The 12,070-nt window shown below is 36.7% G+C and carries 11 protein-coding genes; 9 read left to right on the top strand and 2 right to left on the bottom strand.

What is annotated here, in order from left to right; genetic code table 11:
- The 3 genes from HLX49_RS15945 to pyrE form a co-directional block, all read left to right on the top strand.
- Positions 1–570: dihydroorotate dehydrogenase (locus HLX49_RS15945; RefSeq protein ID WP_296363129.1), on the top strand; the 570-nt coding region annotated here is incomplete at its 5' end.
- Positions 570–1,280 carry an orotidine-5'-phosphate decarboxylase gene (gene pyrF / locus HLX49_RS15940; RefSeq protein WP_296363126.1) on the top strand — a complete coding sequence of 237 codons (711 nt, stop codon included), beginning with the start codon at positions 570–572 and terminating at the stop codon, positions 1,278–1,280. The genes HLX49_RS15945 and pyrF, both read left to right, overlap by 1 nt.
- Positions 1,267–1,884, top strand: a complete 618-nt coding sequence (pyrE, locus tag HLX49_RS15935; protein ID WP_077704255.1) for an orotate phosphoribosyltransferase — start codon at positions 1,267–1,269, stop codon at positions 1,882–1,884. Before pyrF ends, pyrE begins: the two co-directional genes overlap by 14 nt.
- A gap of 103 nt (positions 1,885–1,987) precedes the next feature.
- On the opposite strand, the gene HLX49_RS15930 is transcribed toward pyrE, so the two are convergent.
- Complete coding sequence (locus HLX49_RS15930) at positions 1,988–2,755, bottom strand: class I SAM-dependent methyltransferase (RefSeq protein ID WP_101934027.1); 768 nt, start codon at positions 2,753–2,755, stop codon at positions 1,988–1,990.
- Between the two features lie 146 nt (positions 2,756–2,901).
- Between HLX49_RS15930 and HLX49_RS15925 the strand changes: the two genes are divergently transcribed.
- Positions 2,902–3,771: a LysR family transcriptional regulator gene (locus HLX49_RS15925; protein ID WP_077704247.1), complete on the top strand. Its 870-nt coding sequence runs from the start codon at positions 2,902–2,904 to the stop codon at positions 3,769–3,771.
- A gap of 157 nt (positions 3,772–3,928) precedes the next feature.
- A complete protein-coding gene (locus HLX49_RS15920) occupies positions 3,929–4,348 on the top strand; it encodes an organic hydroperoxide resistance protein (protein WP_073005204.1) in 420 nt (139 codons plus the stop codon).
- 84 nt (positions 4,349–4,432) lie between these two features.
- Here the strand turns inward: HLX49_RS15920 and HLX49_RS15915 are convergent, their stop codons facing one another.
- Entirely contained in the window at positions 4,433–6,139 is a 1,707-nt protein-coding gene (locus HLX49_RS15915) for an Rqc2 family fibronectin-binding protein (protein WP_101934026.1), read from the bottom strand.
- A gap of 696 nt (positions 6,140–6,835) precedes the next feature.
- Between HLX49_RS15915 and HLX49_RS15910 the strand changes: the two genes are divergently transcribed.
- From HLX49_RS15910 to gmk, 4 genes are all read left to right on the top strand, one after another.
- Positions 6,836–9,490, top strand: a complete 2,655-nt coding sequence (locus HLX49_RS15910; RefSeq protein ID WP_296363119.1) for a calcium-translocating P-type ATPase, SERCA-type — start codon at positions 6,836–6,838, stop codon at positions 9,488–9,490.
- Positions 9,491–9,699: 209 nt separating this feature from the next.
- Positions 9,700–10,584, top strand: coding sequence for a YicC/YloC family endoribonuclease (locus tag HLX49_RS15905; RefSeq protein ID WP_077704238.1), 885 nt, complete (start codon positions 9,700–9,702; stop codon positions 10,582–10,584).
- 585 nt (positions 10,585–11,169) lie between these two features.
- On the top strand, positions 11,170–11,433 hold the full coding sequence (remA, locus tag HLX49_RS15900) for an extracellular matrix/biofilm regulator RemA (RefSeq protein ID WP_073005196.1): 264 nt from the start codon (positions 11,170–11,172) through the stop codon (positions 11,431–11,433).
- A gap of 11 nt (positions 11,434–11,444) precedes the next feature.
- Entirely contained in the window at positions 11,445–12,062 is a 618-nt protein-coding gene (gene gmk / locus HLX49_RS15895) for a guanylate kinase (RefSeq protein ID WP_077704235.1), read from the top strand.
- Positions 12,063–12,070: the final 8 nt, after the last annotated feature.

Genomic DNA, 12,070 nt, shown 5'->3' with positions numbered 1-12,070 from the left:
TTTCAGCATACGGATCAAGTAGCTGCTTTGGAGTTGAATATTTCTTGCCCCAATGTAAAAGAAGGAGGTATTCAATTTGGTACAGATCCCTTTATGGCGCAGAAAGTCACTGAAGCTGTAAAAGAAGCTACAAATCTCCCGGTCTATGTTAAATTATCACCGAATGTTGCTGATATTGTAGGCATGGCAAAAGCGGTTGAAAAAGCAGGAGCAGACGGTTTGTCTATGATTAATACACTGACAGGTATGCAAATTCATTTAGCCACAAGAAAACCAGTCATTGCGAATAAAACGGGCGGGTTATCTGGACCTGCCATTAAACCAATCGCTATACGAATGATTTATGAGGTGAAACAACATGTTTCTATTCCAATTATTGGCATGGGTGGCATTATGCACGCGGAAGACGTATTAGAATTTCTATTAGCAGGAGCAAGTGCTGTTGCTGTTGGTACAGCTAATTTTCAAAACCCCTACGTATGTAAGGAAATTATTGATCAATTACCACATACGCTAATGCAGTATGGTTTTAGCTCCGTAAAAGAAGCCATTGGAAAGGGGATTGTTTAATGACTGCATCTATTTATCTGGCATTAGATTTTCCAAACTGGCATACAACAAATCAATTTTTAACAAAGCATGATTTAATTGGTGTTCCAGTAAAAATAGGGATGGAGTTATTTTATCGTGAAGGCCCAGCGTTAATAGAAAAATTAAAGCAAAATGGGCATTCCATATTTTTAGATTTAAAACTACATGATATACCAACAACAGTAAAAAAAGCGATGCGTAATTTGGCAAAATTAGAAGTAGATATGGTCAATGTTCATGCTTTAGGTGGAAGTGCTATGATTCAAGCAGCAAAGCAAGGATTAGCGGAAGGAAATACGCGTTTTCAGACCAAATTATTAGCAGTTACGATTCTAACATCGATGGATCAGACATATATGGAACAAAATTTGCGACTACCTGGAACGTTAGAAAGTAATGTACTTCATTTTGCAAAGCTTGCTGAAAAAAACGGTGCGGATGGTGTAGTATGTTCCGTTTACGAAGCAAATGCTGTAAAGAATGTATGTGGCAATTCTTTTTTAACGGTCACGCCTGGGATTCGATTGGTGGATGCACAAGATGACGACCAAAAAAGAATTGCTACCCCAAGCTATGCCAAACAACATGGAGCTAGTGTGATCGTTGTAGGGAGAACAGTAACGCAAGCTGACTCACCGAAACAAGCATATGATCAAATTAAAGGAGAGTGGGCAAATGGCAACAGGTGAAGAGGTTATACGTGAGTTATTACAAATAAAAGCCGTACAGATTAAAACAGAAGGATATTTTACATGGACATCAGGAATTAAATCACCAATCTATTGCGATAATCGTTTAACGATGTCGTACCCAATTGTACGCCGAAAAATCACCCAGGCATTTGCAAGGATTATAAAAGAACAACAAATTCAATTGGATTGTATTGCTGGTTGTGCAACAGCAGGTATACCGCATGCCGCATGGTTAGCTGAAGCGCTTGATTTGCCAATGGTGTATGTTCGTTCCAAGCCGAAAGCGCATGGGAAAGGTAATCAAATTGAAGGAGAAGTAGAGCAAGGCCAAAAAGTAATTGTGATTGAAGATTTAATTTCTACAGGTGGCTCAGCTATTGCGTCAGCCAAAGCTTTACATGCAGCTGGAGCTGAGGTGACAGGTGTGTTAGCCATTTTTACATATGGGTTGAGAAAAGCGGAGGTGGCTTTTCGTGAATCTGGTTTCCATTATCATACGATTACAGGATTTGATGCATTCATTCAAGTGCTAGAAGCTGATGGCAAGATTAATCAAATGGATAGCAAACAATTATTGGCTTGGAAAGAAAGTCTCAATTAGTAAAAGGTTACGTATGGAAAGGAGGGCTATTGTATTGAATCTTACATTAGACCTCCGTTTTGATATGGCTAAGAGCAATCCGTGAGGAAGAAAAGGTCATACTTTATTTTTCATGCTCCATTAAAACCGACCATTCATCAATAGAAAACTGCAGTGGTTTCTCATTTCTTTTTTTAATTTGATAATAGTTTGTTATATCTGTATCTGCTTGTAATAGACGTTTGCTGACGGTGTTTTTTTCATCTTCATGACATAAAGTGCGATCTAGCCACTTATTAACAGATAACGTCTTTTTATGAGTATGTTGCTGACTTATTTTTAGTCCATGTTGTTTAAATAGACATTTCCACTCTTCTTTAGTAAGGAATTTGACATGGCTTTCATCCCGCATTTTTTCCACCTGATTCATGAATATCGCGTGCTGTTTATTGTTTGGAACGATATTGTCAATGAACAGGAATTTTCCATCTTTTTTTAATACGCGCTTTACTTCACGAATAAATTGGTCAGGATTCGGAAAATGATGTGCAGCAATTCGACATGTGATGAGGTCAAATGAAGCATCTAAAAAGGGCAGTTGTTCTGCGTCTGCAATAATATATATAAGGTTAGTTAGTGCTTGTAAATGTTGTTTCGTATTTGCAAGCATTTCTTTGGTTAAGTCCGTTGCGTATACGATACGTACATACGGGGATAGTTGTTTAGCAACATGTCCCCCTCCTGTTGCTATATCTAACATTTCCATCGTAGGTGCAGGGTTTAGCCATGTACTTATTACTTCTTGACTAATTCCCAATGCATGCGTAGTACTTGTTACATAATCTTGTGGGCGTTTAGCAAACGTTTTTTTTACTAATTCCTTTTCCAGCATAAACTCCTCCTTAGGTAATTATTTTTATCTTGTATTTTAAGCATAAAACATGTCATGATATAATTAAAATATTGAATAGTTATAGTATTTGATAAGCAATTTTTATCAACTTAATTAAAGAAAAACAAAGTGAGGAAGTGGAGTTTATGAAAATAGACGACTACAAACTATTGTTAAAGTTGCAAGAAATTGGAACCATTCGAGGTACAGCAAAAACAGTACTGATTTCTCAGCCTGCAGTAACCCAACGTTTGAAATATATGGAGGAATATTTTGGACATAATGTATTTATTCGTACCCCGAAGAAGCTTATTCCAACACCAGAAGGGGAAATAATTTTACAACACGCTATGGAGGTAATACAACGAGAAAATGCATTGCAAAATAAACTAGCTATATCTAGTAACGAAGTGCAAGGGACATTATCGATTGCTTGCTCTTCCCTTATCTCGCAACGGTATTTACCAGCTTTGTTAGGAAGATTTACAGCCAAATTCCCTAAAGTTGCCATCGATCTAGTGACAGGTATTAGTGAAGACATTAAACGAAATCATAAAGATTATCATGTTTGTATTATCCGTGGAGAAAAATTGAAAGAGACTACTTGTCTTCCATTATTTGATGATCCATTATATATTTTTGATACAGAAGCGTTTCCTGCAGATTCTATTAAAGAACGTCCACTCATTGCATTTAGTTCTGATGATAGTATGCATGAATTAGTAGATCATTGGCTCTATGTACATCAAGATAAAATAAAACCGATTAAAACAATGACGGTTGATCAAATAGAGACGTGCAAGCAATTAATGAAGCAAGGGTTAGGAATGGCTGTGTTACCTGAAAGTGTCTCTGATTTTATGAAAGAAGACTATCCTTATTTACCGCTTCTGTTAAATGGGGAACCTGTCTCTAGAAAAACATGGGTTTGTTTTCAAGAGGGAATTCGTTCTTTACCACAAGTGAATCATTTTATAGAAGAATTGACATCCTTTTTAACGCCATCTAAATCTTGATGTTTAAAAGTGCGAATAGGAAGGTATATTACTAGTACGTGGTTTCTAATGGCACCCTGTTACTTGCAAATCATAAAGTAATGGTGACATACAGAAATCAAGTGTTTAAGTAATTTTGATCATGGGATTATGGTCTATAAAAAAGGAGTGCTTAAAGATGGCAAATGTAATTTTTACATCGAAGGCGACAGCAAAAAATGGACGTGATGGTCATGTACAATCAGATGACGGTTTAATTGATCTTAAACTAGTAAATCCAGCTACGAATAAAGAAGACAAGGGGTCAAACCCAGAACAGCTTTTTGCAGCAACATATGCATCCTGTTTTGATGGTGCCTTAAATTTAGTTGCTTCCAAAGAAAAGAAAGAAATTGATTCCTTGACGACAGCAGCTGTTAGCTTTCTAAAAGATACGGACGATAATGGTTTTAAAATCGGTGTAGAGTTAACAGTGAAAATAAAAGGTGTTGACCAAAACGAAGCAGAGGAGCTTGTGGAAAAAGCGCATCAAGTATGTCCTTATTCCAAGGCGACTAGAGGAAATATCGATGTACACTTAAAACCACAAGCTGTTTAAATTTGCAAACATTCATCTTGCTAAATAAGTTAGCGATCAAAGAAGGCTTTCGCCACTATACTTGGCGATTAGCCTTCGTTTTTTTTATGGTGTTAATTTTTGGATGAGTTGTTCATTAGGCGTAACAAAAACTGTTTTTTGATTATCATACGTTACAAAGCCTGGTTTTGCACCATTCGGTTTTTTTACGTGACGAATTTTTGTATAATCTACTGGAACGGACGAGGATTGACGTGATTTACTAAAATAAGCTGCAAGTTGAGCTGCTTCCAATATGGTGTCTTCTGAAGGAGAAGCGGAACGAATAATAACATGTGAGCCAGGTATGTCTTTCGTGTGCAACCAAATATCATCGCGAGCAGCTAATTTCATCGTTACATATTCATTTTGTTTATTATTTTTACCGACTAATATTGTTGTTCCGTCAGATGCAATATATTTTTCAGGTACTGGTTTGGCTGTTTTTGCTTTCTTTTTCTTGGTTGCTTTCTGTTTTTTTAAATAGCCTTCATCTCGAAGTTCTTCACGAATCTCTTCAATATCCTGTATGCTTGCTGTTTCAATTTGCTGTAGTAATCTCTCCAAATACTCCATTTCCTGCTCTGTTTTTGCTATCTCCTCCTTCACTTTTAATTCTGAAGTTTTTAGTTTTTGATATGTCTTAAAGTATGCCTGTGCATTTTCACTTGGTGTTTTCAATGGATCTAAATCAATGGTTAACTGTTTTTGCTCTGGGTCATAATAGTCTACTACGGTTATTTGCTTGTCACCCTGCGTTACGAGATGTAAGTGAGCTGTCAGCAATTCTCCTGCTTTTTGATAGTGTTCTTTTCGTTGTGCTTTTTGCATCGTTTGTGCATGTTTTTTTTGTTTCCGTTTATTTTTAGCTAATTCATTTTTTAACAAGCGTGCTAAATCCTTCGTTTGCTGTTTCACTCGATCTCTTTCTGCTTTTCCAGTGTAAAACTGGTCAAGCATGCCATTTGTTGTCAGGAAAGTTTGTTTTTCTCCTTTTAAATGCGTTAGTGGGAGAACATGATAATCTTCTTTTTGATTTCGATAGATCACAGGAGTAAAGTCTTTATCTAACAGTTGTTGCTGCATGTCAGTAAATATTTGCTCATATACTTTCTCATTACCTAAATGGGCTTGATGAACAATCTCTTTGGCAACGACAGGTGAAAATCCACTAAGTAGGTTTACAATTTGGGTGTCTAATTTTCCAGCATTAAAGTCTAGCTTTTTAATAAGCTGTTCTGGACGAATTAAAAGCGGATTTAATTTATTTTGTTCTGGTGGCAGCTGATAAATTTGTCCAGGTAAAATGGTCCGGTGGCGGTTTTGCCAGCTGGAAACATGTTTTAAACTATCGATAATATGTCCATCTTCCCCGTCTACAAGCAATAAATTGCTGTGGCGCCCCATAATTTCCATTATTAATTTTTTCTTGGTTATGTCTCCAATTTCATTTCGTGATTGTATCGTGAATTGGATAATTCTCTCTAAACCCCGTTGTTCAATTTTTTTGATGATGGCTCCAGATAAATATTTTCTCAACACCATACAAAACATTGGTGGTTCTTTTGGATTTTGAAACATTTCTTCGGTTAGGTGTATTCGGGAGTAAGTAGGGTGGATAGAACATAAAAGAACCGCATTCTGTCCATGATTTCGAATGGTAAATAATACTTCCGTTTCCGTTGGTTGATAGATTTTTGTTATTTTTCCCGCTGTTAATTTGGTATGCAGTTCGTTCGTTGTCGCGTACGTTACTATACCATCAAATGGCATCTTAATCACCTCAATGGCAATTATAGCATTTTTGTGGACAAGTCTGCATACATATATGGAAAGAGGTAGTACAAAGAGCAACCGCTCGAATAGATCTCTTTTAAAAGATACGAAGCATGATGGCTCGTATGTCGAGTCACGATCTATTATGAAAAGCACTTGAAGGCGGTTTTTTATACAAAAGTATAAAATTAGTGGCTTGTGTATAACAACATAGCCGAATAAGCCACGTCCGGCGGATGAGGCCAGCAACTAGGCGACTTCACGAATCGCCCTACGCTACGTCATCATCGGTTCGTGGCTAAGAGGAAGGCCGACTAAAAACGGGCTTGCCGCCAGACGTCGGCATACTCCTATTTGGCATGATTCCTTTATTTTTCGTTGATTCGTTCCAGTCGCTACATTGCTAAACGGGCGTCCCGATCTTTTGTTCTACTATAGGAAAGCATGAATCTTTACGGGTTTATAGTATAAGAAAAACTACGCCTTCCGTCATAAAGTTTGCCGACAAGCCAAGTTTTTCGAATGTACATGTTATACACATGCATTTTCTAGTTGTGGCAACATTTTTTAGTTAGACAAACATAAGATATAGGCAGTTTTTTTTGGTAGATGGATAGGATTTAAAGTAAAAGGAACGGTGGAAAGAACCGAGATGATGGCAAATTGAAAGGTAAGAATCTGGAGGAATGCAGGATGAAATGGTATCAGTTAGAAGTAGAAGATGTAGAAAAAAAGTTGCACGTTACTGCTAATCGTGGTTTATCTGTTAAGCAAGTGGAAAAAAGACGTAAGCAATACGGAGAAAATGTTTTAGAAGCGCAGAAAAAAATGTCAAAATGGTTGATTTTTATAAAGCAATTTCAAGATTTTATGGTACTTGTTCTATTAGCAGCTACATTAATTGCGGGTCTGTTAGGTGAATATATCGATGCAATTGCAATTATGGTCATTGTAATCGTCAATGGTTGTATCGGTTTTTTTCAAGAGCAAAAGGCCGAAAAATCGCTTGATAAATTAAAAGAATTATCAGCTCCTATGGCTTATGTTCTACGTGATAAAAAATGGGAAAGAATTCCTTCAAAACATGTAGTTGTTGGCGATATTGTTCGGATTTCAAGTGGTGACCGTATACCAGCAGATATACGGATTATTCGTTCAGATAGTCTAGAAACGGAAGAGTCAGCACTAACCGGAGAATCGCTTCCAGTATCAAAACATGCCCAAGCTATCCACCGTGCTAAATTAGATGCACAAGATCAAGTTAATATGGGATTTATGGGGACATTAGTCACTCGCGGAACAGGAATTGGCATCGTTGTTGGCACTGGCATGCAGACGGTTATGGGGCAAATTGCTTCTCTAATGGCAAATACAAAGAAAGTGATGACACCTCTAGAACGTAAACTTGCAGAATTAGGTAAGTTTTTAATTGTTATTGCCTTACTGCTTACTTGTTTAGTCGTCGTATTAGGTGTTATACAAGGTCAGCCAGCTTATACGATGTTTTTAGCCGGTGTTTCGCTTGCAGTTGCTGCTATTCCAGAAGGCCTGCCAGCTATTGTAACTGTCGCACTCTCCCTCGGTGTTCAACGTATGATCAGAAAAAAAGCAATCGTTCGTAAATTGTCCGCAGTTGAAACATTGGGATGTGCTTCGGTTATTTGTTCAGATAAGACGGGAACAATGACGGAAAATAAAATGACAGTAAAGGAAGTATTGCTTCATGGAAAACAGCTATACGTAACTGGTGATGGATATGATTTACAAGGAGATTTTTTTTGCAACGACGAAAAAATAAAGAACAGTTCTCCTCATTTGTCAACGATGCTTTTATATGGCTTACTTTGCAATCAAGCTTCACTGGCTAAAAAGAAAGGTAAATATACCATTGATGGTAATCCAACTGATGGGGCATTAGTTATTGCAGCTAGAAAAATCGGGCTAAGTGAAGAAGATAAACAAGCCTATAACATTATTAAGGAATTTCCGTTTGATTCCGATCGTAAACGAATGAGTGTCATTGTGGAAGATAAGGAGAAACGCCGCTTTTTAATTACGAAAGGAGCACCAGAAGTTTTATTACCTCGATCAGCATATGTGTTAGAAGAAGGGGGAAAACAACTTTTAAAGGCACAAAGGCAAGTTGCAATTGAACAGGCCATAAATCAAATGGCTGAAAAAGCATTACGCACACTAGCTATTGCTGTAAAGCCGTTGTCCAATGATGAAGATGCTTTATCATCTGTTCTTGAAAAAGATTTAACTTTTATCGGTGTTTACGGGATGATGGATCCACCTCGGAAAGAAGTAAAGAAAGCAGTTCAAGAATGCCGTAACGCTGGTATTAAAACTGTCATGATTACAGGAGATCACGCTAAAACGGCTCGGGCGATTGCGTTAAACTTAGAACTAATGCCAGAAGATGGGAACGTACTAGAAGGATATCAAATGAACAATATGTCTCAACAAGAATTGGAAGATACGATAGAAGATGTTTACGTGTTTGCACGTGTTACCCCAGAACATAAATTAAGGATCGTCCATGCTTTTCAACAAAAGGGGCATGTGGTGGCGATGACAGGTGATGGCGTAAATGACGCACCTGCTATAAAAGCGAGTAATATTGGGATTAGTATGGGGCAAAGCGGAACAGATGTAACAAAAGAAGCCTCCTCGCTTATACTAATGGATGATAATTTTGCTACGATAAAAGCTGCAATTGAAGAAGGACGAACGATTTATGAAAATATACGAAAATTTATTCGTTATTTGTTAGCATCCAATGTCGGTGAGATTTTAGTTATGTTGTTTGCTATGTTACTTTCCTTACCATTACCGCTTGTACCTGTACAAATTTTATGGGTGAACTTAGTTACAGATGGACTACCAGCAATGGCTTTAGGGATGGATAAAGCAGAAGGGGATGTGATGAAGAAACATCCAAGGAGTATAGATGAGGGAGTATTTGCCCGTGGACTAGGCTATAAAATCATTAGTAGGGGGATCGTAATTGGTGCTGTCACCCTCATCGGGTTTATCATTGCATATCAAAATGACCCAACTCATCTAACTTATGCCCAAACGATTGCTTTTACCACATTAGTAATGGCGCAATTGATTCACGTATTTGATTGTCGGAGTGAGCGATCTATTTTTGCAAGAAACCCATTTGAAAATATGTATCTTGTATTAGCTGTGTTGTCATCTCTTGTACTGTTATTAGTCGTTATTTATTGGACGCCAATACAACCTATTTTTCATACAGTATCTTTAAGTTTAAGAGACTGGGCGTTAATCTTAGCTCTTAGTTCGTTACCGACCGTTATTTTTGGTTTTACTAAAAAATAATAGTAACTATTTGAGCGTGCCGTCGTAACATATGGCACGCTTCTTTTGCATGGAGGAAGAAGTGACTATTTAATTTTTTAAAACAACTGTCTTTTTCTCTACACGATTAAATAATGAGTTGTATTGAGATTGTAGTAGAACGGACAACCATATCTCTTTTCAATAAAAAGGAACAGAGGGTATAATACGATATAGATGGAGTGATTAGTATGGCAAAAAGTATGACGAGCTACGGAAGAGCGAAGGTTGGTACGAATGAGCTAACGATAGCAGTTGAGGTTAAAACGGTGAATCATAGATATTTTGATGTAAGTATGAAAATTCCAAGTCAATGTATATTTTTGGAGGATCAACTTAGAAGGATACTCAAGACCTTTTTTCAACGTGGAAGAGTAGAATTATATATTCAAATTTATGGAGAAACGTTGCTACAAAAAACGGTGGAAGCAAATTGGGACCTAGTAGATCAATACATGGAGCAGTTACAAGAGTTGAAGCAGCGATATCAGCTTAATGGAGATTTGCCAATGACGGTTATTACTAGCTTTCCAGAGATATTTTCTGTATCTGAAAAGGAGAACAACATATCGGATGAATACATTTCCTTGTTGATGAATGCAGTCAATCATGCTAGTAAACAAGCATTAGAAATGAGGGAAAAAGAGGGTGTCTCTCTATTAAAAGATTTACGGACACGTATACATAATCTAGTAGAATATGTAGAAAAAATAAAGGGACGTCAACCGTTTGCTTTAACTGCACATCGAGAGCGAATTAAACGTAGAGTATCCGATCATTTTATGGAAGAACCGCTACAAGATACAGCTAGATTATATCAAGAAATTGTTTTATTAGCTGAAAAAGGCGATATTACTGAAGAAATAATACGTATGCATAGCCACTTAGCACAGATGGAGCAAACAATCATATTAACAGAGCCGATTGGAAGGAAGTTAGAATTTATTGCTCAAGAATTACTTCGTGAAGCAAATACAATTGGTTCGAAATCCGTTGATACAGTAATTAGTGAGTATACCATTTTGATCAAGAGTGAAATTGAAAAAATTAAAGAACAAGTGCAAAATATGGAGTAATAGTTGTGTTAAGCACCTTTTTTTACGTATAATATGAATAAAGGTTGAAAACATATTTGTGACTTCATTCGTGTTTAACTAGCAATCGTTTATAATCTTATCTATTAACGCCGACATTTTTATATGTAACCATAGTAATACTTTGTTAAAAACAGCCTGCATTCATAACCGGAGTTTTTCTATCTTCTCGTGCAAACACCTTGAATAGGGTATCCATGGGCATTAGAAAGACTTGGCGATCGCCAAGTCTTTCTGACGATAAAACACCATCGTTTTGCTGATACAATACACCCTAAAAATTTTATACTTCCCTATAGTGTAAGAAAGGAAGGCGTTCTTATATCACTTATATAAAAATTAAAATGTAATTGTTTTTATAACAGAAGCTTGTTAAAAAAGTGATCTGAAGGCCAGGTTCAGTAATAAATGTCCTTTTAAAAGAAAAATCGTTAAGGAGTATCGCGATCGTCATAAAAACGAAGCGAAGCAATGTAGAAATAAGGGTCATTTGTAATACACTATTCAAGCAATCTTTAGAACGGAATATATAAATTATAGAGAGAAAGAATATACGGAGGGTTCATATTGAGTTTACGACTAATAAATATTGGTTTTGGTAATGTTGTTTCAGCGAATCGAGTGATTTCTATTGTCTCGCCTGAATCAGCTCCAATTAAACGAATTATTACAGTTGCCAGAGAAAATAATAAGTTAGTAGATGCAACTTACGGAAGACGAACAAGAGCAGTTATCATCACAGATAGTGATCATGTAGTACTGTCTGCAGTTCAACCTGAAACAGTGGGTCAACGTGTATTGAGTCATGAAGAAATTACAGACGATAATTAGGAGGAAATAATTTGATTGAAGAAAAAGGGATTCTTTTTATTCTTTCAGGGCCTTCCGGAGTCGGGAAAGGAACAGTGCGTAAGGCGCTGTTTAATCAAGATACAGATTTAAAGTATTCCATTTCTATGACGACCCGTGAAAAACGTCCAGGAGAAAAAGAAGGCGTAGATTATTTTTATAAATCCAAGAAGGATTTTGAGCAACTAATTAAAGAAAAACAGCTGTTAGAATATGCGAAATATGTCAATAATTATTATGGTACACCCCGTGAGTATGTAGAAAAAACATTGGAATCAGGGCATGATGTATTTTTAGAAATAGAAGTACAGGGTGCTTTACAAGTTAGGGAGAACTTCCCCGAAGGTGTGTTTATCTTTTTATTTCCACCTAGCCTTGAGGAATTAAAAAATAGAATTGTTCATAGAGGAACAGAATCTCAAGACCTTGTCTTAAACAGACTAAAAGAGGCAAGAAAAGAAATTGAGATGATGGACAAATACGATTATGTAGTTGTAAATGATGATGTTGCTCTAGCTGTGAAAAAAATTCAAGCGATTATTCAAAGTGAACACTTAAAGCGGGAGCGCATTGCAAAACAATATAAACAATTATTGGAGGATGAATTATAATGCTAGAC

Source organism: Virgibacillus sp., from assembly GCF_013393565.1.
In the GTDB taxonomy this organism is placed as follows: Bacteria; Bacillota; Bacilli; order Bacillales; family Amphibacillaceae; genus Virgibacillus; species Virgibacillus dokdonensis.
This window is presented reverse-complemented; position numbering and strand designations above follow the sequence as displayed.